The sequence below is a fragment of the Streptomyces sp. TLI_185 genome (genome assembly GCF_003814765.1).
Lineage (GTDB): Bacteria > Actinomycetota > Actinomycetes > Streptomycetales > Streptomycetaceae > Streptomyces.
In genome coordinates, this window is the sequence record NZ_RKRB01000001.1 from 10,465,643 (window position 1) to 10,488,270 (window position 22,628).

The 22,628-nt window shown below is 67.3% G+C and carries 22 protein-coding genes and 1 pseudogene; 10 read left to right on the plus strand and 13 right to left on the minus strand.

Features of this window, described 5'->3' with window-relative positions; all coding sequences use genetic code 11:
* Positions 1-12 precede the first annotated feature (12 nt).
* Both EDD92_RS48185 and EDD92_RS48190 read right to left on the minus strand, forming a co-directional pair.
* Positions 13-858, minus strand: coding sequence for an IS5 family transposase (locus EDD92_RS48185; protein ID WP_123970148.1), 846 nt, complete (start codon positions 856-858; stop codon positions 13-15).
* Positions 859-934: 76 nt separating this feature from the next.
* Entirely contained in the window at positions 935-1,486 is a 552-nt protein-coding gene (locus EDD92_RS48190) for an ATP-binding protein (protein WP_123970149.1), read from the minus strand.
* A 197-nt stretch (positions 1,487-1,683) separates the two neighbouring features.
* Here EDD92_RS48190 and EDD92_RS48195 point away from each other — a divergent pair, with 197 nt between their 5' ends.
* On the plus strand, positions 1,684-1,920 hold the full coding sequence (locus EDD92_RS48195; protein WP_123970890.1) for a DUF397 domain-containing protein: 237 nt from the start codon (positions 1,684-1,686) through the stop codon (positions 1,918-1,920).
* Positions 1,921-2,008: 88 nt separating this feature from the next.
* Positions 2,009-2,923 carry a helix-turn-helix transcriptional regulator gene (locus EDD92_RS48200; RefSeq protein ID WP_123970150.1) on the plus strand — a complete coding sequence of 305 codons (915 nt, stop codon included), beginning with the start codon at positions 2,009-2,011 and terminating at the stop codon, positions 2,921-2,923.
* Between the two features lie 42 nt (positions 2,924-2,965).
* On the opposite strand, the gene EDD92_RS48205 is transcribed toward EDD92_RS48200, so the two are convergent.
* The 4 genes from EDD92_RS48205 to EDD92_RS48220 form a co-directional block, all read right to left on the minus strand.
* On the minus strand, positions 2,966-3,775 hold the full coding sequence (locus EDD92_RS48205; protein ID WP_123970151.1) for an SAM-dependent methyltransferase: 810 nt from the start codon (positions 3,773-3,775) through the stop codon (positions 2,966-2,968).
* A gap of 92 nt (positions 3,776-3,867) precedes the next feature.
* Positions 3,868-4,314, minus strand: coding sequence for a hypothetical protein (locus EDD92_RS48210; protein ID WP_123970152.1), 447 nt, complete (start codon positions 4,312-4,314; stop codon positions 3,868-3,870).
* Positions 4,311-5,399, minus strand: a complete 1,089-nt coding sequence (locus EDD92_RS51930; protein ID WP_260327254.1) for a helix-turn-helix domain-containing protein — start codon at positions 5,397-5,399, stop codon at positions 4,311-4,313. The genes EDD92_RS48210 and EDD92_RS51930 overlap by 4 nt, the downstream gene beginning before the upstream one ends.
* Positions 5,400-5,509: 110 nt before the next feature.
* Positions 5,510-5,767: a hypothetical protein gene (locus EDD92_RS48220; protein WP_123970153.1), complete on the minus strand. Its 258-nt coding sequence runs from the start codon at positions 5,765-5,767 to the stop codon at positions 5,510-5,512.
* 530 nt (positions 5,768-6,297) lie between these two features.
* On the opposite strand from EDD92_RS48220, the gene EDD92_RS48225 reads away from it, so the two are divergent.
* The 4 genes and pseudogenes from EDD92_RS48225 (at position 6,298) to EDD92_RS48240 (ending at position 11,299) form a co-directional block, all read left to right on the plus strand.
* Positions 6,298-7,104 (plus strand): endonuclease domain-containing protein, encoded by an 807-nt coding sequence (locus tag EDD92_RS48225; protein WP_123970154.1) that lies wholly within the window; start codon positions 6,298-6,300, stop codon positions 7,102-7,104.
* A 270-nt stretch (positions 7,105-7,374) separates the two neighbouring features.
* Positions 7,375-9,511, plus strand: a pseudogene (gene tap, locus EDD92_RS48230) (telomere-associated protein Tap).
* 5 nt (positions 9,512-9,516) lie between these two features.
* Positions 9,517-9,870 (plus strand): hypothetical protein, encoded by a 354-nt coding sequence (locus EDD92_RS48235; protein ID WP_123970155.1) that lies wholly within the window; start codon positions 9,517-9,519, stop codon positions 9,868-9,870.
* 160 nt (positions 9,871-10,030) lie between these two features.
* Positions 10,031-11,299, plus strand: coding sequence for a hypothetical protein (locus EDD92_RS48240; protein ID WP_260327255.1), 1,269 nt, complete (start codon positions 10,031-10,033; stop codon positions 11,297-11,299).
* Positions 11,300-11,397: 98 nt separating this feature from the next.
* Here the strand turns inward: EDD92_RS48240 and EDD92_RS48245 are convergent, their stop codons facing one another.
* Genes EDD92_RS48245 through EDD92_RS48260 form a run of 5 tightly spaced genes read right to left on the minus strand, consistent with a single transcriptional unit; the run spans position 11,398 to position 17,158 of the window.
* Positions 11,398-13,239 carry a TniQ family protein gene (locus EDD92_RS48245; protein WP_123970156.1) on the minus strand — a complete coding sequence of 614 codons (1,842 nt, stop codon included), beginning with the start codon at positions 13,237-13,239 and terminating at the stop codon, positions 11,398-11,400.
* Complete coding sequence (locus EDD92_RS50630; protein WP_221268229.1) at positions 13,236-13,862, minus strand: hypothetical protein; 627 nt, start codon at positions 13,860-13,862, stop codon at positions 13,236-13,238. The genes EDD92_RS48245 and EDD92_RS50630 overlap by 4 nt, the downstream gene beginning before the upstream one ends.
* 26 nt (positions 13,863-13,888) lie before the next feature.
* Positions 13,889-14,488: a hypothetical protein gene (locus EDD92_RS50635; protein ID WP_221268230.1), complete on the minus strand. Its 600-nt coding sequence runs from the start codon at positions 14,486-14,488 to the stop codon at positions 13,889-13,891.
* Positions 14,485-16,533 carry a DDE-type integrase/transposase/recombinase gene (locus tag EDD92_RS48255; protein ID WP_185124374.1) on the minus strand — a complete coding sequence of 683 codons (2,049 nt, stop codon included), beginning with the start codon at positions 16,531-16,533 and terminating at the stop codon, positions 14,485-14,487. The genes EDD92_RS50635 and EDD92_RS48255 overlap by 4 nt, the downstream gene beginning before the upstream one ends.
* On the minus strand, positions 16,526-17,158 hold the full coding sequence (locus EDD92_RS48260) for a TnsA-like heteromeric transposase endonuclease subunit (protein ID WP_123970158.1): 633 nt from the start codon (positions 17,156-17,158) through the stop codon (positions 16,526-16,528). The genes EDD92_RS48255 and EDD92_RS48260 overlap by 8 nt, the downstream gene beginning before the upstream one ends.
* Before the next feature lie 209 nt (positions 17,159-17,367).
* Here EDD92_RS48260 and EDD92_RS48265 point away from each other — a divergent pair, with 209 nt between their 5' ends.
* Positions 17,368-17,628, plus strand: a complete 261-nt coding sequence (locus tag EDD92_RS48265; protein WP_123970159.1) for a hypothetical protein — start codon at positions 17,368-17,370, stop codon at positions 17,626-17,628.
* 450 nt (positions 17,629-18,078) lie between these two features.
* On the opposite strand, the gene EDD92_RS48270 is transcribed toward EDD92_RS48265, so the two are convergent.
* Together EDD92_RS48270 and EDD92_RS48275 are read right to left on the minus strand one after the other, a co-directional pair.
* Entirely contained in the window at positions 18,079-18,594 is a 516-nt protein-coding gene (locus EDD92_RS48270) for a DUF4282 domain-containing protein (RefSeq protein WP_123970160.1), read from the minus strand.
* A 95-nt stretch (positions 18,595-18,689) separates the two neighbouring features.
* Positions 18,690-19,067: a hypothetical protein gene (locus EDD92_RS48275; RefSeq protein ID WP_185124375.1), complete on the minus strand. Its 378-nt coding sequence runs from the start codon at positions 19,065-19,067 to the stop codon at positions 18,690-18,692.
* A gap of 904 nt (positions 19,068-19,971) precedes the next feature.
* Between EDD92_RS48275 and EDD92_RS48280 the strand changes: the two genes are divergently transcribed.
* From EDD92_RS48280 to EDD92_RS48290, 3 genes are all read left to right on the plus strand, one after another.
* Complete coding sequence (locus tag EDD92_RS48280; protein ID WP_123970162.1) at positions 19,972-20,457, plus strand: hypothetical protein; 486 nt, start codon at positions 19,972-19,974, stop codon at positions 20,455-20,457.
* A gap of 476 nt (positions 20,458-20,933) precedes the next feature.
* A complete protein-coding gene (locus EDD92_RS48285; protein ID WP_123970163.1) occupies positions 20,934-21,425 on the plus strand; it encodes a triacylglycerol lipase in 492 nt (163 codons plus the stop codon).
* The gene (locus EDD92_RS48290; RefSeq protein WP_123970164.1) at positions 21,377-22,456 is read left to right on the plus strand and encodes a hypothetical protein; all 1,080 of its coding nucleotides are present in this window, start codon (positions 21,377-21,379) and stop codon (positions 22,454-22,456) included. The genes EDD92_RS48285 and EDD92_RS48290 overlap by 49 nt, the downstream gene beginning before the upstream one ends.
* Positions 22,457-22,628 lie beyond the last annotated feature (172 nt).

Below are 22,628 nucleotides of genomic sequence, written 5' to 3' on the forward strand. Positions count from 1 at the left end.
CTGAAAAGCCTGTCAGTGGGCTGATCTCGCGAGGCGTCGCACGAGGAGCATGGCCATAGTGAGGTAGATGGCGTTCTCCGAACACACGCGCAGGTACTCGTAGTCCTTCGACAGGCGACGGCACCGTCCCAGCCAGGCGAACGTCCGCTCTACCACCCAACGCCGCGGGACCACCGAGAAGAGGGGCACTGCCGGAGGCGGTGCCCCCACCCGAGTCCAGGTCGAGCGGAATCCTCCGTCGCGGCGCTGTACGACCTCCACGGCGATACCGGTGGCCTCCCGGGCCCAGGCGTGGAAGTCGGCGCCGCGGTATCCCTGGTCCGCCCAAACGTGCCGCAGACGCGAAAAGGCACCAACAGCCCGGGAGAACAGCACCACGGCGCCGTCGCGATCGCCGACGCTCGCCGAGCTCACACAGGCCACCAGGACCGTGCCGCGGGTATCGACGAGCAGGTGGCGCTTGATGCCGCTGACCTTCTTGCCGCCGTCGTACCCGTGCAGGCCACCGCGCTCACTGGCTCGGACGCTCTGACTGTCCACGATGGCCGCGCTGGGCGTGGGATCACGGCCGAGTTGCACCCGCTCGCGCTCGCGCAGCGCCGTCAACATCCGCTCCCACACACCTTCTTGCTGCCATCGCAGCCAGTAGTGGTAGACGGTCTGCCACGGCGGCAGGTCATGCGGCAACAGCCTCCAGGCACAGCCGGCCCGCAGCCAGTACGCCAACGCGTTGAGGATCTCCCGCCTGGTGTGTCTCGCCGGTCGTCCACCGGGCTTCACCGCCGGAACCAGCGGACAGAGAATCTCCCACTCCGGATCGGACAGATCCGTCGAGTAGCGGGTACGCAGCCCGCACACCCCAGCCCCCCGAAAGTGCGCACCACCCCGCCACCAGGCAACTTGCCCACTGACAGGCTTTTCAGACGCCCTCTAGTTAGGCGGCAGGCAAAGTGACGCGTGCCCATACGGTTTTGCCGCGGGCCTGGGCGTTGGTGGTCCAGCCCCAGGTGTTGCTGAGCGCGTTGACGATGGGCAGTCCGCGGTGGTGTTCGGCCAGGGGTGGGGGAGGGGCGAGCATTGGGCGGCGTCGACTCGGGTCGCGTACCACGCACAGCAGTGTCTGAGGGCGCAGGGCAAGTGCCAGCCACACGGCGCTTTGCTCTTCGTCCGATGCGATGGTGCGGCTCTGGCCGTGGCGGATGGCGTTGGCGACGAGCTCGGAGGCGATCTGGACGGCGTCGTCGCAGATGGTGTCGAGGTTCCACCGCAGTGCGGCCTGGCGTGTGAACTTCCGCGCGATGTAGCAGCTGTTGGCGGTGGCGGGGATACGGCGGGCGGTGAACGGGGTGCTGCCCAGACCGCTACGGACGGCCAGATTCGCGGTGGATGCCGGGGGTTCGCCGAGGAAGAGAGCCTGCGGTCTTCGGGAGCCGGAGTCTGCAGCCGTGCGCAGTGGCAGCAATGTCTCGTCGTGACGTGGCGTCATCGTCCGTCCCCCGGAACTGGTGCCGTGTGCCGTGCCGGACACGGCGTGCCGTCTTGACCGTCACTATTCCGGCCCACTCCTCGTTCCTGCAAGCGTGGGCCTGCAATTGCGGAGCCCTTGTATTCGTACGCATGACCGGTCAGGCGCTCCCGTGGAGCCCGCTGGCCGGGGACTGGTTCAGGAAGGCGCGGTGGGGCATGCAACGGCTGGAAAACGGTGTCGGTGCGGGTGAGATCGAGGGCGTGCAGTGGCGCAAGAGCCGCCGCAGCGGCGGAAACGGCAACTGTGTGGAGATTGCTGCGCTGTCCGGTGGCGGCGTCGCGATGCGGAATTCGCGGTTTCCCTCCGGGCCCGCTCTCATCTACACGCGTGAGGAGATCGAGGCATTCTTCGGCGGTGTCAAAGACGGTGAGTTCGATTTCGCGCTCAAATAACTCAAGGTAGGGTCGTGGCCAGTTACTGACATGACCGCACGCTGGCTGCCATACTCGGCCTCCTCAACAGCGCGATAGGAGCACCCGTATGGCAGCCGAGCGGGAGGCGCCGTCCATTCTCGGATTTCCGCACCGCCCGGAATGGGGGGCAGCCGCTCACCGCAAGGCCCTCGCCGGGCACCTGCGGCGCTGCCGCGACCACGCCGGGATCGGCCCCCGTCAGGCCGCCCGCTGTATCAACGCCTCCGAGTCGACGATCAGCCGCATGGAGAACGGCCTGGCCGCGCTCAAGCAGGCGGAGGTCGAACAACTGCTGGACGTCTACGGAGTACGGGATGAACCGGAACGGCGCAGGATCGCCGACCTGGTCCACGAAGCGGCACAACCGGAGCCGTGGCAGCCCTACGCTCACGCCGCGCCGCCCCTTCTGCGACCCCTGCTGGCCATGGAGCCGGCCGCCCGCCGTATCATCTCCTACGAGCCCCAACTGGTACCGGGCTGGCTGCAGACCGAGGAGTACGCCGAGATCGTGATCCGGGCCGCGCATCCGACCAGGCCGGCCAAGGAGATCGCCGAGCGCGTCAACCTGCGCAGGCAGCGCATCGAGATGCTGCGACGGCAAGTGGACCCACCGGTCCTGCTCGCCGTGATGGACTCCGAAGTCTTCCGCCGCCAGGTCGGCACACCCGGCGTGATGTACCGGCAGATCAAGTACCTGCTCGCGCTGCTGGAGGAGCTGCGCTGCCGCCTCTATCTTCAGATCGCCCCGCTGTCGGTGGGCGCCGTGGGAGCCATCGGGCACCCGATCGTGCACCTGAGGTTCTTCACCCCCGAGTACCTGCCCGACATGGTCTACCTCGAGCAGTACGAAGGAGCCCAATACCGGGAGAAGCCCTCGGAGTCCGAGCGCTACCAGGCCGTGCTCAACAACCTGTGCGGCGTGGCCAGCCCCGCCGCACAGACCCCTGCGCTGCTGCAAGCGGCCCTGGCCACCTGGCGTTGACCACTTTTCCTCCACTACGCCTGCTCCCGGCAGGCCGGTCGGTCAGCGCCTGACGAAGCCCACCCCGCCGTACTCCTCCCACTCCCAGCTGAGCTGGGCGGGCACATCGTCCTTCTCGGCCCGCCAGGCGGAGACCTCCACCAGGCCCGGCTCGACCAGGTCCAGCGGAGCGCAGAAGGCGGCGACATCCCTCTTCTCGCGCACCCGGCCCCAGTGGCCCTGGGTCTGCTCGTCCATGAAGCCGGTGACGAAGTCGCGGACCTGAGAGGAGTCGCTGACCAGCTGACACACCACCATCATGCTGCCGGCTGGCAGCCGGTCGGCGACCCGGGCGATCAGATCGGCCGGCCCGGAAGCATCCGGGATGCAGTGCAGTACCGACACGAACAACGCTGCCACCGGCTCGTTGAGGTCGATCAGCCGGTCCACCGGCTCACTGGAGAAGATCGCGTCGGTGTCCCGCATGTCCGCCTGGAGCACGGCAGTGTTCTCGTTGCTCTCCAGCAACACGCCACCGATGGTGCGGACGATGGGGTCGTTGTCGATGTAGACGACCCGGCTGGCCGCGTCCACCCGCTGGGCGATCTCATGGACGTTGTCCTGGGTCGGCAGCCCGGATCCGTGATCGATGAACTGGCGAATGCCGTACTCGGCGGCCAGCACATGCACCACGCGGCGCAGGAACTGCCGGTTGTTCAGCGCCAGTTCCCGCATGCTCGGCACCTGCTTAAGCAGCTCCGTGCACGCCGCACGGTCCGCGGGATAGTTGTCCTTCCCGCCCAGCAGACTGTCGTACATACGCGCCACGCTCGGAACCGTCACGTCGACCCCGTACGGCAAGCTCACACGCATCCCCTCCCACCCCGGCACGCCCCGACAGCGCCCCAGTAGTGACAGAGTGTAGCCGTAAAGTCACACCTCCATGCGTGGGCCGACGTAGATTCTCAATCCTGCGTGGCAGGCGGCAGCAGCCCCAGCACCTGGTCAGGCGGTAGCCCCACCACCTCGGCGATCCGCTCGCAGCTCAGATGCATCTCCTGGTGCAGCAGGTGCACATCGTGCAGCAACGCCCACACCGGTCGCCCGCCGGACGCCTGCCCGGGACTCAGCCCCAGGGCATGATCGATGTGGTGGTGCAGGATCCGCCAGGCGATGGCAGCCGGACCGGCACTGCCCAAAACCGCCGTCCAGGACACCGCGAGTTCGGTGAACGCGGCCGTGACCGCGGTCTCCGCGGCCTCGTGCCGGCCGATGCGCAGGGCGGCGTAGTGCAGATACGGCTCATAGTGGCGTTCGCGGAAGACGGCATACGCAGCCAGTGTCGCCCGCCCGGCTCGTGCTTCCCCAGCAGCTGCGGGCGCCTCCGCCGCCGCCCGGCGGTGTCCGGTCACCGGCCCCGGCCCGGCACCACAATGTGCGCGGTGCCCTCCGGAAGCCGGGGGTCGTCGCACATCAAGAACGTGTAGTGCACCGCCTCCCACAACGGCTGGAAATCCACCGGCTGGCCCCCCAGCGCACAGACAAGAGCAGCCAGCACATCCCATTCCGGGACATCGACGCCCGTCAGCACACGGCGCGCCGTCCGCGCGCTCACCGCCCTCGAACTCAGCACCTCGATCCGTTCCGGCGAAGGCGACTTGGCCGCCCGATACAGCCCGCGCACCGCCGCGTGTAACTGCCCGATGGCGGCCGAGACCGGCTGCCGTCCCGGCGCCGTCAGCCCGTGCGCGCCCTCGAACAGCACCCGCAGCTCAGCCGGATCGGAACCAAAGAGCACAGCCAGCGCACACACCAGGTCCCACGTCGGCAGACGATCACCCGACAGGACACGGGAGATGAACGACGGCGATAGCAAGGTGGAATCGGCCACCTCCTTGATGGTCAGCCCGCTGGCCGCCTGCAGCTGCGCCAGCGCCGACGCCAACTGGCCCGCCGGGGAAACTCCCTCGGCGCGCGGCTCGGCGACCGCGCCCTCCGCCGCCTCGGCAAGCCGCCCCGCCCCGGGCCCACGCCAGCGGGCGGGAGCTGCCCGCTTCTCGTTGGCATGCAGATCCATCATCCGGGCCACCCGCTCGGGGCCCCAGCGCGCCCGCGCCGTCTCCGGCGCGACATGCGCGGCCCGGGCCACCGCTTCCCATTTCTCACCGCGGTGCCGGGCATCTTGCACCGCAGCCGCGGTATAGATATCCAGCTCCCGCCGGATCGCCTCGGCCCGCTCCAACAGCGAACCCAGCTCCTCTTCGCGCATCTCGCTGTCCAGCAGCTGCTGCGCCAGCCGGCGGACCTCGGCCGCCACCGCCCCGCCCAGCGGACCCTGCTGCTCCACACGCACCACCCGGCGCGCCTGGCGATTGCGCTGAGCCCGCCGGCGGCAGGCAGTGCCGCAGTACTTGCGGCGCCGGCCCGCGCCCGAGCTCTGCTCGAGCGGGCCCGCACACACCACGCACGCCTCCGGCTGCGACGTTCCAGTCGCCACTTATGTCGTCCTCTCTGCTGCCTGCCCGGGCAGGCAGCACCTCACCGATGCCCCGCAGCTACGCCCCGGCCGGGGCCGACGGAACCTGCCCGCCGGCCCCGGCGGCACCGTCAGTCCAGCCGCGCCCACAGAAAATCGATCCGTGACGTGCGCGCCGCTGCCGCCGCGACCCCGGCGAGCGCCACGCCCGCGGCAGCAGGCCACTCGCCGACGGACGGCAGGACGAAGGACAAAATCAGCACGACGACGGGGCCCAGGCTGACCGTGACAGCGAAGGCACGCACGCGTGCGTAATACCCGCCGGCATTGCTACCGTCCGGGTGCGTCCCGGACACCACGGTGCCCCGGACGACATTGGGAGCAGTCACCTTTTCTCCTCAAGAATTGACGGCTGGTCAAAATGCGGAAGGGCCCTGGTCCGTTGGTAGCCAGCCTTGAGCCGGGGCCCATCTCCGGCGCGACCCTAGCGCGCTCCCGATTCGTTCGGCTATCAGAGTGAGTTACTAACGGCTAAGCAGCCGCATCGGCGTGCGAAAACAGCACCTGAAGGGCAGATTCCGCCCCTAGGTGCCCTAATACTTTCGAAAGCCGACCGTCCCTGAAAGAAATCGATCGCCGCTGGAAGAGAACCTTCCTGATACACCGTGCGCCGTCGCATGAAAATCCAGACAAGCGCTCCGGCGCACCTCGCGTCCAGCCGTTCCTCCCGCCGCTGGCGGACGGCCGACCCCCTGCTTCTTCGGCTCACGCGGTTCCTTCGAGGCGCCCCGGCTTCAGGCCGCGCGGGAAGCGCCGGTACCCGGTCTGACTGCACCCGCGACAAGAACCGAAGCACAGCCAACCCGAGAACCAGGGCCGGCGCTGAGGCAGTGTCAGACCCAGACCTTAGGCTCCGGCCATGGCGGACACCCGGATCCCTGAGCTACTCGCCCTCAACGACGTGGCCAAGACCTGCGAGGCGTTCCCCCCTGGGACTTCCCCGTATCCGCCGTGTGAACGGCCGATACGATCCAACAGGCTGTGTGACGCCCACAACCAGCAGCGCGCGGCCGGCAAAGAGCTGCGCCCGATCCGACGGCGGCGGCGGACTATGCCGGAGTTCTGTACCGGTCCCGGTGTAGAGGGACTCGGCACGCCGTGCGGCTTGCCCGCGATCGGCGGAGGGTTGTGCAACGCCCACTACCAGCAGGACAAGCGGCGCGGCGAACTGGTGCCCTTGTTCCAACTGCGGATCAGCCAGGATGAGGCGTATGCCCTGCTGCAGGCCGACTTGAAGAGGTGCCCCGCCTGCAAGAACGTCAAGCCCCTCGGAGAGTTCAGCCGTTCGTCAGCCCAACTCAGCGGCCGATCGACCTATTGCGCCGCCTGCCAACCGGACTACGTGCTCATGAAGCGGTTCAATTTCCCGTCGATGGAGGCAGTCCGGGAGTTCAGAGAGTCCCGTGACTACCGATGCGACATCTGCACGCGGCAGTGGCAAGAGGGGCAAGGCGCCTTCCACATCGACCATGACAGCACCTGTTGCCCCTCTCGTGGCCCCTCGTGCGGGAAGTGCGTGCGCGGCTACCTGTGCAAACTGTGCAACACGCAAGGCCTGTCCTGGTATGAACTTGTCGGCCGCAGCATGGCCGTCGTGCCGGTGTTCGAGGACTACCTCCGACGGTACGAGCGTCGCCGCCGGGACACCCTTCCGCCGCCGGCATAGCCCGCCCGAAATGGATATTCGGAGAACCACCGTCTCCTGAGCTGACGCCAAGGCCGCCGCCCTTGCGGGTCGGTCGGAGCCCGCCGTAGGCCACTGACGGAAATCGGAACCCTGACGGCACACGCGGCGTGCCCGGAACACTGCTACGGCTCAGCCGTGAGCGGATCGCAGCTCACCGGTGACCCCACGCCACACGGTGATCAAGCTCGACGGAAGACGCCACCTGACTCCCGAATCCCTTCACTCCTCGTGCGTTTGACGTGTGATCCGATGTGCGTTCCGTGCAAGGTGAGGGTGGAGGTGACTCTCGTGTCCGACGAGCAGAACGGGCTCTTCGCATCAGTCGACGCCCTGCTGGAACAGGCGGCGCCGGACGCCATGCCGGTCGCCGCCGAACCGCAAACGGCTGCGCGAAGCCGCGGGCCTGGGCCAGGACCAGGTCGCGAAGGCGCTGAACGTGCGACGCGAGACGGTGACCGGCTGGGAGGCGGGCCGCACCGAGCCGCGCCCTCCCGTACGGGCCGCCTACATCCGTCTCCTCGACGGCCTCGCTGACCGCTTCCCCGCCCCCGAGCCGCCCTCCGACTCGACGCCGCGAACCGGTGCCAGCCCGTCCGCCATCTCGCAGTCACAAGCACCCACATCGCCCGTCGCGCTCGCGGCAGACCCGGCGGCCCTCCCCGTCCGGCCGCCGGCGACGGTGCACCGGCCGCCGGCCCAGAAGGCGGCGGCCGTGCCCGCAGCGGACGCGCGCTGCCCATGGGCCGCTCGCCGTCGTGGACGGCGACGCCATGGCCTACTGCGCTGGCGGCCTGGTGCTCAACTGCCCGCTCACTGACCTTCCGGCATTGGTCAACTGGGCGCTGGGTGAGGCCAAGCTGGGTGCTGCGCGTCTGCACCGCTCGGGTAAGGACGCTGACCCACTGATCGTGCTGACCGTCTCCGCCGTTCAACGCCTCTGCCTGCCGACCGTGTTGGAAGACCGGCGCGGCCTGCGTCTGCCCGACGATCACCAGGTGCTCAAGCAACTCGCTAAGACTCAGTGGAAGTTGACGAAGCGCGGCTTCGGCCCGTGGGCGCGGGTCTACCGCACCGCCGACGGCACCCGCCGCCAGTGCGTGCAGTTCGCCGTCGTGCCATGGGGCGCCCTCGACACCCGCTCCTGGGGGACGGCCGACCAACTGCCACCAGCCGAACTCGCCCGCCTGCTGAGCACCTACGCCACCCGCGTGCTCACCCCGTGTGGCTCCACCGCCGTCACCGGACTGGAACTGATGACCGCGCTGCGCCCCCCCCACCCGCGCGGTGAAAGACCCGGCCACCGGAAACTGGGTTCCCGGGGCGATGCCCGGCTCGCTGAGTGAACCGGTGGAGTGCGCCCCGCCGGAGGCCCCCGACGGTCATCCGGCCGTCGCCGCCCTCTATCCGCGCTTCCACCAGCGCACCCCCGACCAGGTCCTGGACGAGGAGGCCTGCCAGTGGGCCCGGCCACTGACGGACGCGGAATGCATGAAGCCCTACGTGGTCGGCATCGACGTCAACATGGCCTTCGCCGCGGCCGCCAACCGGCTCACCGTCGGCCTATCCGCACCCGTCCACGTCAACCAGCCCGTCTTCGACGCGAAACTGCCCGGCTCCTGGCTGATCGACCTCTCCCACATCACCTTTGACGAGCGCCTACCCAGCCCATTCACCCCCCCACGGCGAACGCCCCACAGGTCCGGCCTGGTACGCAACCCCGACCGTCGCCTACGCCGTCGAACTCGGCTACACCGTCACCCCCTCTTGAGGCCTACCTGCGCTACGAGCACGGCCCCTACCTCGACGCCTGGTACACCCGGCTGCGCGAAGCCTACGTCGCCACGATGGCCGACCTCGGTATCACCCCCGGCATGCCCGAAGACCACTACCTGGCTGCGATGGCCGGACACCAGCACACCGACCCGGTCCTTGCCGCCGTGCTCAGCGCCATCAAGGCCACCGTCAAGGGGGGCCTCGGCAAACTGCGCGAGCGGGCCCGCAGCGGCGGCTGGCGGCCGGGCGAGCCCTGGCCCGCCCGACCTGGCGCCCCGACATCCGCGCCGCGGTCATCGCCAACGCCCGCGTCAACATGCACCGCAAGATGCTCAAGCTCGCCACCCACGCGGACCTGTGTCCGGTCGCGATCCTCTCCGACTGCGCCGTGTACGCCTCCGACGGCCCCAGCCCGCTCGACTTCCTGCCCTACCAGGACGGCAAGCCTCTGCCCGGCGGCTTCCGGCTCGGCGTCTCACCCGGGATGGTCAAACACGAGGGCACCCAGAGCGTGCTGTGGGCCGAGGGACTGATGGAGGAGTACGGCCCGGACGTGAACATCGCCCGGCACATCAAGACCGGCATCGTCTCCGGCCAGGACGAAGGGGAGTAGGACCTGTGGGTCTCATCGCCGACAGCCTCGACAGGGCCGACGCCGCGCACTTCACCCGACCCATGCCGAAGTCGGCCCAGAAGCAGATGCAGTTCCTAGTCAAACAGACCAAGGGCACCCAGGCGGCAGCCGACCTGCTGGGCATCACTCAGCGCACCGTCGAGCGCTACCTCACAGGACAGCTCAAGCAACCACGACGCCGTCTCGCGAACCGGCTCGCCGCCGGAGCCACCGAGCAACAGCTCCAGGACATCGTGGCCGAAGGACTCCAGGAGATCTACTTCAAAGACCGCGGACGGCGCGCCCACGGCCTGCTGGTTGACTTCACCGACCTCGACTACCTCGATGTCGACTACTGACCGATGATGCCGCGCGCAAGACCCCTCCTTCTGTGACTGAGCGCTTCAGTTGGCGAGTGAGCCCTTGAGTTGGCGGGGGCTGGCGCTCACGTCTGCGCCGCACGGAGCGCATGCGGGTAAGGGGCTCGCCGCGCAGGCCGGCGAGAACTACGGTGCTGGGGTGACTGATCTTGAAGTAGTGGCACGTGGGCTGGTTGGCGGCGAACGCTCTTTTGAACAGTTGAGATGCCATCCGCGGCTTCCGCTGGTGGCCTGCTCGGACTCCGAGCGTCCGGCAGTCCACATCTGGGACTGCGGCGCGGGGCAGCTGCGCGAACTCGGCTCCGTGGACCTCACGTCGAATGCCTATGGAGACGCCTTTGGGTGGGAGCGGGCAGAGCGGACGCCCGCTGTCGCGTGGCATCCGCACCAACCACTGCTTGTCGTGACAGGGGAAGACGGACTACGGCAATGGACTCCTGCTGGGGTCTCCGAACCGGAAGGCGCATCAGCCACCGCCTCCTACCGCAGCCTGGCTTTCAGCCCGGACGGGCAGACCCTGTGGGGTTCGCCGTCGTTTCGCGACGAAGGCGGCGGGTGGGAGAGCTCGGACGTCCTTGACCTTGCCTCCGGAACCATTGGTGCCGGACCCCGGTGGGATACAGGAGTCGCGGAGCATCCCGGGGGCGGACTTGTCGCCACGCTCACCAGCGACCAGGGGGCCACGCACTGCCTTTTCGCGCGCGTCGATCAGGGGACCGCGCCTGCCATGATGCGGCCGCTCCGCCGGGCGCTGATCCTGGACTGTGACGGCTATGAGACTCCGCTCTTTAGCGCGGACGGACGTCATATAGCGGTACGTGGCAACGCGTACGACAACTCGGTGGAGGTGTTCGAGTTTCCTTCGTTGCACCGGGTTCTGGCCACAACCCTCGGCGACCCCAGCCCTGGTTATCCGTACCCGCAGGAGTGGCTTGACCAGATGGAAGCCTGGTCGCGTCACAACATCGCCTTCGGACCGCAACCGGGCGTGCTGTGGATCGCAACGCCCGCGGGGGCGCTGGTCGAGGTGGACCTCGAAACCCGGCAAGCGGTCGAGCACGATGTGCTGACCGGGTCCCGCTTGTCTGCGCTGGCCGTCACGGCGACCGGCGAGCTTCTCGTTGCTGGCAGTGAGGGAGAGCTGGTGCTCTTGTCCGTGCTGACCGGCTCCACGCAGACCCGCACCACAAGCAGGGACGTCTCGAGGGCTGCAGCCATAGCGTTCTTGGAAGCCACCGCCGAGATTCCGGACGACGGCGACGACCTGGAGACGCACCTTGTCCTGACCGACGGAACCCGCACATGGGAAGCAGACGATCTGGCAGCGGTGACCGCGGCCAGCGCGACAGATCCAACCTGGCTTCAACTTCAAGCAGCCATCAACAAGGCACAGGCCCAGAGCGAATAAGCCGTGGAACGCGATGCACCGCCTGCGACGGCGGTGCATCCCCCCCCAGGGATGCTGGCCGAAATCGAAATCCCAGCAAAGCTTCGCCGCTGAGCGCTTCAGCTGGCGAGTTGGCTACTGGAGCAGGCTGCGTCAACGGCTCGCGTCAGCTGGGCGGCGTAGGCGTCGAGAAGCGGCTTCCTCTGCTGGTAAAGGGGGACTTTGTTCTGCCGGATCCAGTGACCGACGGTGAACCGGTCCTGGCTCCATGTCGCGTCGAGCTCGGGATCGTATTGGGCTTCGGCCGGTTGTGGGGCGAATTGGGTCTCACCGTGGGTGACTTCGGTCCAGATGTATGCCGTGGCGGCAAGGCGTGCGCGGTCGTCGGAGATGTAGCGGGGGCTGGGCCGGCGTTTCAGCTGGTCGGCGATCTGGTGCCATGCGTCTGACGGCAGCGCCCAGTCGGCGAGAAGGGTGCGTCGGTGCCGGTTGTCGATCAGTGGTGAGGAGGCGAGGTCTGCGGCGATCGCGTCCAGTGCTTGCTCGTATGCCTCCGGAGTGCCCTGCCGGCGGGCCCATCTGGCGATGGGCCCGCCCAGACCCTTTCCATCGATGCCGAGTCCGAGGAACTCGGCGGCGTCGACGATGGTCTTCCCGAGGGCTCGTCGGACGAGGAAGGCGGATGTTGTGCGCCGCAGGACCGGCATGCTGAAGGCGACGGTGAAGTCGCCGAGGTGGCGTTCGGCCCACTCCAGGGGGAGGAACGCCGGAACGTGCTGGGAGCCGTCGTCGAGGCCGCGTTGGGGCAGCCGGCTGCCGCCCCTGCCGCTTCGTCGGTGCGTGGAGACCAGGTATTCGGCGGCGTTCTGGAACCTTTCGGAACAGTCGTCCCGATAGCGGCGGAATCCGGTGTCCCAGCTGCGGTGACGTTTCGGGGCGATGCCGCTGCGGGTGCGGTTCTCGACTGGTGCGAGTGGGGCAAGCGCAGATCGCAGGTCGGTGGCCGACAGGATGGCATCGGCGGCGAGGAGGATGATCGCGCAGGCCCGGGCGTCCTGGGGCGGCGTGCTGACATGCAGCGAGTGCGAGGAGTCCTGGCGGGCGGCCAGCACCCGATCGGTGCGGTGACTGTCGACGTTCTGTGCGGTGGGCCGAGCCTTCGGCCAGGTGATCATGACAAGCCCGCTGACCATCTGGAGATCGGTGAAGTACTCGCTGGCCGTCGCCGCCGGGGTGTCCGGGCCGAGCATGGCGGCGATCTTCTTCTGCAGTGCGGAGAGTGCCTCGGGCAAGGGTTCTGCTGGTCCGGGCGGCTGCCGGTTGAGGCGGGCTCCGCAGAGTTGGCCCGTCCGTTGTGTGCGGCGGGACTCGTGGGCGAGGGGCGCTCGGCACTGGGCGGGGTGGAGTCCGGCGATGGTCGGGCGGGCGATGAGCTGTCCGGGGCGGTCGGTGAGCGGTCGCTGGCATTCGGGACAGAGGTGTTCGAGGAAGCGCTGGTGGTGCTCGCAGGCGAAGATGACGGGCAGTCTCCAGTCGGTCTTCCAGGGGCCGCCGTGGTCCGTCTGCAACGGCGTCCCGTCGCCGGCGAGGCAGTCGGGGCAGTAGCGGACTGCTGCGGGGAAGAGCCAGTCCAGTGCGGGGATGCGCTTGCCGGCGCGGACGACGTCGAGGCTGTGGGCGATGGGTGGGTAGCGGGGTGCGAGCGGCAGCAGGGTCAGAGCCGTGGCTTCGGCTGCGGTGAGGCGGGTGGCGGCCTGGAAGTCGTTCATTCGCTGGGCCGGCAGTTCGAGGGAGAGGGCGGTGCGGGTGATGGCCTGGGTGTTGGGCTGGTACTCGGCCAGGCCAGTGCGTCGCAGGACAGTATCCGGGGCGACGTCGAGCCGGTGGGCGAGCCTCATCACATAGCCGGCCAGCAGTTCGCCGGGCAGCGGGTCCAGGCTCCGGGGCAGCGGGGTGATCATCGGGCGCCTTCCTGGGCCGTGCCGAGGGGGCCGTGGTCGTCGAAGACGGTGTTGCGGCCGCGGCGGGGCTTGCGCCGGGCGGGCTTGTCGGGGACGGCGGGGACTTCGCAGGCGCCGGCGTCACGCTGGTCGCTGTCGCGCAGGTCGATGGCGATGCCCTCGAGGAGTTCTTCGTCCAGGCGTTCGCGGCCGGAGTCGATGGCCTCGCGGCAACCGTCTTCGATCAGCCGTTCCAGGAGGCCGACGACACCATTGGTGCGGTGGTAGAGGTACTCGGGCATCGTGCCCTCGGTGAGCATGCCGGGGACCGCGTCCAGGAGCCGCAGGCCGCTCTGGACGCCGTGCAGGTGCTGGACCCAGGCGGTGATCTGCGGTGCGGTGCCGTAGTGGAAGCGATCCAGCTCGATCAGGTCGAAACGCCGTTCGGTCTGCGTGGCCTCCAGCCCGTGGGCTTTGGCGTGCCGGGAGGGCGGGAGCCGCCACTGGCCGGTGGCCGGGTCGTGGCGCCCTTCGCGCAGCAGCCCGGAGCCCGGGATATCCACGCCGACCAGGACCAGGGTGACGTTCATGCTCATGAACGCGCGGATCAGGTCGAGGGTGTCCTGGTCGTCGGCCCGGTGCATGCGAAGCCTCGTGATGTCGTCCAGGATCAGGACCTTGGTGCCGTGGTCCGCAGGGACGCCGCAACCTGGCGGATCAGGTCGGGCAGGTCCATGCGGGGGCCGAGCGGCGCGTCGAAGAAGTTCAGGATCGCCTTGCAGGTGCTCTTCGGCTTCGCGGTCACCGGGGTCTGGACGTAGGCGACCGGGATGTGCAGGTCACGGCTGCCGGGGCGGGCATCGGGGTTGAGGTAGTCGTTGAGAGCGAGCCACCGTTCCTGGAAGGCGGCGGCGATCTCGCAGACGCATTCGGTCTTGCCCTGGTAGCCACCGCCGGAGACCATCACCCCGGCCCGGGTAGTGGGCTTGATCTTCAAGGCGTTGGTCTCGATGCGGCCGCTGAGAAGTTTCTCCACCGCCCGGCTCATCGGGGTGTCCAGCAGTTGCAGGTTCGCGTGGGTGGCCGTGCGGTGCAGGTTGTGCAGCATCTGCTTGCGCCGGCTCAGGAGCCCGAAGGCCGCGCGGTCCATCACCGGCGCCGGGACGAACAGCTTGCGGGTGCGGCACCAGTGCTGCCAGCCGGCCACGGTGTCACGGGCCGGAGCAGGGACTGTCAGGACGAACGGCAGCGTCTCCATCTCGCCTGTCACTGCGGTCCTTCCTGTACCGGCTGAGAAGCGGAACCGGCCTCGTCATCGGCGTCGGGCAGCGTGAAAAGCGAGTGCTCGCGCAGGCCGTCGCCGAGGCGGGGCGGTGAGACGAGCGGAGCGGCGACCGCGGCCTCGCGCCGGCGGCGCCGTTCCGCGTCGACGGCCTGCTGGTTCTGGCGGACGAGCTCGACCGGCCGCGGCGCGACGGGCAGCGGCGTCAGGCCGGCGGGGGCCCTCCGGTCGCGTTCGGCGGCCCGTGCGCGGGCGACTTCACGGGTCCGTTCTGCCCGCTCGGCCTTGGTCATCTGACTCGGCCAGGAGTCCACCGGGGAGCGGGCGCCGATCAAGTCGAGCAGGACGGGCAGGAGTTCGGTGTCGTCGCGGGGCGTCAGCCCGGCCCGGGCGGCCTCGCGCAGGACCTGCTGGACCCGCGCGTCGGAGAACGCGAGGAGGTCCTCGCCGGTGGGCAGTCCGTTCCAGGACAGGGTGTGCCACTGCCCGGCGAGCTCGATGAACGCCTGCCGGCAGTCGCGGGGGTCGCGGTGCACGACCCATTTGTCCCTGTGCCGGCCGCTGCGAGGGGAGGGAAACAACCTGAGCTCGCCCAGGACGGGGTCGTCGCCGCCATACCAAAGTCCGCCGATCTTGACCCCGCGACGGCCGTGGATCTTGACGAAGTGCGCGGGCAGAAGGCGGTGGTAGAGGCTCGCCTCCGGGATCTGGAGAGCGATCCCGTCGCGGGCCGCCGCCGTGGCGAACAGGGTGTTCGGGCTGTGCCGACCGCCGGGGTCCCAGGCGGGCGCATACTGGTCCAGCCTGCGGTTTTGCCAGATCCTCACGATCCAGGTGGCCAGCAGATGCTCCATCTCGTCCAGGGTCCAGACCGCGTCGCCCTCCGGGTCGGCACCCCGGTCGGCGACATCCCGCCCGCGGTAGCCGAGAAGCATCTCCAGCAGCAGCGACTGGATTCCCAAGAACGCGCGTTCGCAGGCCGCCTTGTCCTGAGCGCGCATCGCCCTCGCCGGCAGCACCACCGTCCCCAGCGTGCGGGCGACCTGCACCAGGTGGTGGTTCTTGTAGACGCTGCCGTGATCGCTGGTCACCGTCTCGGGCGCGAAGAACGGCCGTCCGGCGACCGGATGGCCGGCGAACTCCGTGACCAGCGCGGCCGGGACACCGGGGTAGTGCCATTCCATGTCCGGCGTCCAGTCCGGGCGCATCGGCAGCGGCAGCATCACGTCACGCAGCAGCATGGCCACCTCGATGGAGGAGTCCGATTCCGGGGTGAGCCGGAAGGCCACCAGGGAGTGCGTGAACGCGTCCAGTCCGAGGGTGAGATCGACGGTGATCGGCTCACCGAACACGTCATCGCGCAGCTTCACCGGGAACGGCGTGGTGTCCAGCACCACCACCTGGCCGGGACGCGTGATCGTCACGGTGGAACCGCCGGTGTCCACCGCCGCGGCTGAGCGGAGGTAGCGCTGACGTCCGCTCTCGGGCCCGAACCACTCCTTCCAGACCTTCAACAGCGTCGTGTAGTGCGGGATCTTCTTCTCCGCCTCCGTGCCGAACTTCTCCCGCACGAACTGGTGGATCATCCGTTCCTTGGTCTTCATCCCGACCCGGGAACGGTGCAGACACTCCGCGTGGACCGCGTGAATCGCCTCCGCCACCTGCAACGTGATCTTGCGGTGCCCCCGCAGCACGGGGGTGAGACGGCCGTCCGCCAGCCCCATGATCCCCTGCTCAGGCCAGGCTGCAGACCACCGTTGCAGCGTGCGCTCGCTGACCTGCCCCAGACCCAGCTGACGGGCGTCGTCCGGGTGCAGAGCCTTCAGCTCGGCCACTTTGGCGAGCCGCCGCTCGGTCAGCGTGGTCCGCTCCGGGTCGTACTCGGGCCGGGGCTCACCCTCCTGGGGCCAATGCCGGCTGCCGCTGCGGAAGCCGCTTTCGGCCTCCAGGAAGTGGGCCACCCTCAGCCGGAGCCGCTTCTGGTCATCGTCGTTCAGGTCCTCGAACCGGGCGGGCTGCTGCTTGTCATCCATCACGGCCTCCCGCTGGATAGACCCAGGTCGCATCCCCGAACGGCAGGGTCAGGTCGACGGCCATCCGCCGGTGCCAGAGGAGATGGACCGCGTGCGTGCGGGCCACCGCCGGAACCTGCGTCTGGTCCACCAGCTCGGCGAACCGCCACGGACGCCGGCCAACCGCAGTCAGCAGCTGCCGCTCAAGCCCGAGCGGATCGGCCATCGGGCGCCGCCGCACCGACAACGCGTCGATCCCCGCCAGCACCTGCCGGCGCCAGCCGGTCACCACCATGTAGCGCCAGCCTGCGGCGGCCGCCGCCTGCGCTGCCGCCGCGAACCGCACCTCGTCCTCCTCGCCGATCAGGCCCCCGGGACGCACGTCCACCAGCCACGAGGCTCCCGCCGCGGGCACGAGGAAGTCCGGAATGTGCGAGCCCTTGCCCTGCGAGGAGAAAAACCGCAGACGAAACGGCTGGGACAGCACCTCGTCGAACCCGCCGACGAAGTCCAGGACCAGCAGCAGCCAGTGTTCGGCCAGACTCTCGAAGCCGTGCTGCCGACCGGTCGTCACCAGGCACTCCAGCCCGGGCCGGTGACGCTGACCGGTCCGCCAGGCAAACCGCCGAACCGGCACCGACGCCATCGCCGGCCGGGGACGATGACCTCAGACTTGCCGGTCTTCCACGTCACCGTCCACGTACGCGGCCATCCCGGCCCCAGATCCAGTCACCCGTCGCCGACACATGATCAATGCCGATGAGAAGTGCAGTGGTGCCACTCGACATGCGGTCGCGGAGGTGACCTTGTCAGGGACAAGGTGGAGGGGTGGCCTCTTCGTCTGGTGGGACCTTCGTGCTCCTGGTGGCGGGAGAGCAGGTGACGGTCGATGTTGATCTGGGAGCGGTCTCTCCCGCTGGCCCCGCGGAGTGGGGTGGTGTGCTGCGGGGTGTGCCGGTGCGCCTGGCCGCGGCGATCCGAGTGAGCAGTGCTGTGCGGCTTCGCTTCCCCGATGGTCAGGAACGGCAGATTCACCCCGCGGGGCAGGCTCGCCTGGACGACCGGGGCCGCTTGCTGGTGCCGTTCGCGGGCGAAGGTCCGATGCCGCTCGATTGACGCCGGGTGGCGGAAAGGGGGCGCCCGGCGGCTGGTTTTCTGCGACCGTGGAGGGGCGAATGCCGTCTGGGTCGTGATGACGGCTGCCGCAAGCGCGACAACCCTGCGGTCATCCCCCCGTGCTGCAGATTTCTAGCGCCCGTGTCCTTTCCCGGGCAGAGGCGTTGCCCCAGTGACACGGCGTATGCGTGTGTCGTTGGTTCCGGGTCCGTGCCGGCGTGCGGTCCGGGGGTCGCCTGTTCGCCCCGGTGGGTGATAGCTGGGACGGGAGGCTGCGTGCTGTCGTGGCCGATGTTGCGGAGTCTCCTGTCCCTCCGGCCCCCTGTGGGAGTGCGTCAGGCCGCCAGGTCCAGGGCGCCGCAACGGTCGTTCATCCAGGACCTCAAGGACCTCGACCTTGTCCCAGGGGACGATATGAGCTGCGGGGATGTCGTGGCTCGTGGTCGCGGCCTACTCCAGGTCATTGCGTTCGTTGATCGCGTGAACGTCGGCGCCTATTCGGAAGATCACCATCGCGAGCTCAAGCATGATCCGGTACACGATGAGCCAGAGCAGCGCCACTAGAGGCCCGAAGACCAGCACCAGAATGCCCAGGCTGGGCGAGGCGTGGAACCCAAGATAGAGCCAGTAGATCCAGGTCAGCCCGATACTGATCGTCACCACCACGTAGACAAATTTTATGACCTTGGGCGTGACGAAGGTGGTGAAGCCGAAGTCGAACAGCCCCGCCCAGAACCCTTTCGCGGGTGTCGGCCGCGGGCCGAAATGCGGCGGCGGGGCGCCCGCTGGTGGCTCGCCGGTAGGCGGCCGTCCGGGCGGCGGGGGCGGAGCCGGGATGTGCCCTGAGGGGGGCGTCGCGGCGCCAGCACCGGGCTTCGCCTGGCGGTGGCCGCATTCCGGGCAGAAGGCGGCAGTTGACACTATCGATGCGCCGCAGTTCGGGCAGCTAATTCGTTCTGCCATCATCCGTCACGCTCCTTGTGTCCCGGACCTCATCCCCGCCCAGCCCCTGACTCGGGCCGGATCCAGACGCTTCCGGCGTGGGTCGGGGGTCTTGACGGTCATTGACTGTGGATGTTGGCCGCGACGATGGCGCCACTGCGGACGGTGTACGTGCCGGCGAAGTAACGGCGTGATCCATCCGTCTGCGTTGCGTCGAGCTCGGCCCCCACGGTGTTGCCGGCAACAGAGATGACGGTGACCGAGTCGTAGGCGGTGCCCTCGAATGAATTCACGAAGGCCGAGTACGACCCGTGGGTGAGGTTCTTTCCTCCCAGATCCCAAGCCTGTTTGTAATCACCGGCGTTGATAGCAGCGAAGTACGCCTCAACGGTGTCTGCCGGGCCAGCTGTCGCCGATGGCGGCGGCGCGACAGGTCTGCTGGGTTGCGGCGTCTGCGAGAGCCCTGTCGGCGCAGAGGGCAAGGTTTCGGTTTCCACCGGCGCTGAGGGCAAGGGCTCCTCCGTGGACGGTGCGAATGACCCTGTCGAGGTCACGCTGGCCGGCTTGTCCGTGCCCGAACTCGTCAGCTGGGTGATACCGAAGTACGCCCCGACGCCGATGATGATGGCGGCGAGTACCCCGCCGGCGATAGCACGGTTAGACGGCCCACGTCGGTGCTTCCCTGGACCTATCGGTGGCGGTGCCTCGGGCGGGGACCGACCTGAGGCCTGTGCTCCGGCCAGGGCAGCTGTGTCCCCGGCGTCGGCGTCCGCGGACTCACCGCTGACCTCCGTGTAGGAAGTGGTGACGGTGCCTTCGTCACCAGAGGTCGACAGTCCGGTGGGAGGCAAGGCCGCGCCACACACGATGCAGTACGAAGCGGGCTGGACCTCGTGGCCGTTGGGACACGTGATGACCATGGGCGCGCCGCACGTGGTGCAGAACTTGGACGCCGGCTGGTCAGGCTCAAGCTCATGCCCATTGGCGCAGTGGAGTCCTTGCGAGTCTGTCATGGGCAGTCCCGAGGCGACGGAGTGTCGATCGAGCAGCTTCCACTTCCATGCTCCGTCTGGGGCGCCCTGGCCGCATCCGCGGCACGTTGGCGGACGCGTCGCGGCAGCTCAGCACAGGGCGGGCCGTCAGGGATGCCTCGATCACTCTTCTTGGCGAGACAAAGCAATAATCTCAAGGCACGGCCATTCAGGTTAGCCGTGCTGTCGCTTCCGTTTGAGCCCTAGACGGCTCGTGGAATGATTGCTGGCGCGGTTGGTAACCCATCCTCTGCCGCAATTTTGTCCGGAAGAATAGGAGTCGGGCATCGAGAGGAGCTCAAACGTAATGGTAAACCATGGTAATTGCGTTACACTTTCTGTACAGTGTAGAACGTAACTAGTTTATCAAATGCGCAAAGTTATCCTTATCTTAGCCGGGCTGATCCTGTTCGTCCTACTCGGGTCGTATTGTGCCGACCGCCTCATGGTGCCGCAGTTCAAGGCCATGAAATACCAACGCACCGATCAGACCCTTGACTGCCTCGCGATCATTACGGATGCCGGCTGCAGCACCAATTACATCTATACAGCCACTGGCGCCGAGGGCGAGATAGTGAGCCGGCTAGTGGCTGAGCTGCAAAAACGCGGGTACGCCCTGAGGTCGAGCCCGGCCAATTACGATGTGTTCTGCGGAAGCGCCAGTTATCGCGACTCTGACATGTACGTGTTTACCGAACTCCACAGCAAGCGCGCCCATCCAGCTGAAATGTATTTCGAATTCTATCTTCCCGGGCCGGGCCGTCAGGTAGATGAATTGAAGTTTAAACAATTCGGATGCAATAACATCCCGGGTGTGTACACCATTGAGCTCTCTATCTACGGTGCTCAAGACTAGCGTCTCTGTTTACATTTAGAAGCTCCCTCAGTACCTGGACCGGAGAAAGCGTGGGCGGCAATGGGATGGAAACCAGCCGTAAGGTCAGTGCTGGCGGTGTTGGGTATCGCGCTGTCAGCGGCCGTTACTGCGGGGTGCTCGGGCGGTGAGCCGAAGCCACAGCCCACGCCAACGACCTCGCCGGAGGACGTGGCTCAGGTGCAACGGCTCGCGGATGACCTCCATAGCGGCAATCCCTCCCGTGTAGCGGCTGCCTTGGAACTTCCACCGGGCCAGAAGCTACCTCCAGGATTGCCACGACAGCTACGAAGCCTGCGTTCGCTCAAGGCCGAGCCAGGGACGATGCGTGTCAACGCGGACGACTCGGCGACCGCCACCTTTGCCCTCGTCGACGAAAGCGGAAGAAATTCCTCTTGGCGAGCCACACTCCTAAAGTCTCATAAGCGCTGGCTGATCGCGATCACATCGGAGACCAAGTGAAACGGCTCGGCAACTTCGGCATCGTCGCGGCGATCGTAAGCACGCTGATTTGGCCCAGTTCTTCCCCGGCGACCGCTGCCTCGGCAGAGCCACCGAGCTGCCAAGGGCAGTCACCCAGGAGCGACCAGCCTGACAACCTTTCACCGCAAGTTCAGCCCGTCGTTCTTGTGCATGGCTGGACCGGCAACGCCGGTAATATGAACCCGGTCAAAAATGGTCTAGAGAAAAGGCTCAATAGGACTATTGAGAGCGTGAAGTTGCTGGCGTTCGACTATCAGGCGGCCAACTTTCATTGGGCCGCCAATCCTGAGATCGCCGCCTGCTTGGCGGACTACTTGCGGCAGGTATCGCAAGCGCATGGGAACGGCAAGGTTCTTGTTGTCGCCCACTCATTGGGCGGCTGGCCACTCAGTTCGCTGCAGATGCCCGGTATGGTGGAATGGGTAAAGACGGAAAGGATGCCAGCACTATTATCGGCGGCCTGGTAACTTTCGATACGCCCTTTCTGGGGTCGCCTTTTGGTTACACTTCCACCGCCCGCGCTATGGAACCGATCCTGGGCCGCAACCTGCGAGCGGCGTGGCCGCTGCCACCCTCTGGCACTGATGGTTCAATCTGTCTGGCGCCACATGATCGAAAGATCAGCCTGCCGAGCGGGTGTAAGGACATCCCCTACTTGCCGGTAAGTGCGCCACTAACCCAGCTCGCGGGCGACGTCAGCATCAGCCGAAAACTATTTATGTTCGACCTCGGTGACATCGACCTGGGTAATGACGGAATTGTCGACAGTAACTCTTCTCAAGGCTACCTTGAATCTGGTGCCAGAACAGAACGTGCTCGCCCTGGCAGCCAAGTAGCGTCTCGGCTGGAGCGCTGCACGATGGGCTTCGATAAAATCTTGGCAGTGGCGATTGCTCGAGGCATCATCGAACGCGCCGCGCCAGGACAACTGGTTCACTTTCTCTCTACACTAAAGAGCGGCAGCGATGCCTTGTCTCATCTAAATGGTCAGCAGAAGCCACAAGAACCCGCCTTGCAGCAGGCTCTGGCCGTAACCCTGGGAGCATCCTGCTCCCACATCAACATCCTGTCGGACACGCACGCGCTGGATGACACGGCGACGGCGCTACAAGCGTATATCCAAAAACTCGGGAAGCCGGTTGACGACTTTGCGCCCTTTATCGGCATTTGGCAAGGCCACGGAGCAACCCTAGTCGTTCAGGCAGACCGTAGTGGCACGTACACCTGGAATAAGGGCCCATGTCCGGATGATCCCAGTCACATGTGTATCGGTCAGGCGAAAATTCAGTTCAGTGAGTCCGCCAAAGGTATCAGTGGCGAAATCCGGACCGTGGAACCAGAAGAAGATACCGAGGACGGTCTTTTTGTAGGGAACACCGTGAGGCTTCAGCGGGGGCCACAGCCGGATGTTGTCCAACTGGTAGTCAAAGGTTCCAGCGGTAACCCGAACCTTTGCGGGCCGCGAGCCGACAGGTCGACCGACGTCTGCGGAGCCTAGCCTCAGGTGCCACTCCCAGGGATGGGCGCTCGAACCAGGAGGAGTTGCCGACTCGCCTGCTGCGCCGGCTGCGGCTCCGATGCCCCACCCAGTCCTTCCACGCGTCGGCCTACGTCTCGGCCAGCGGTGTCAGCCCCCGTGACCTGGAATAATGACCGATTCTGCCTGGGGC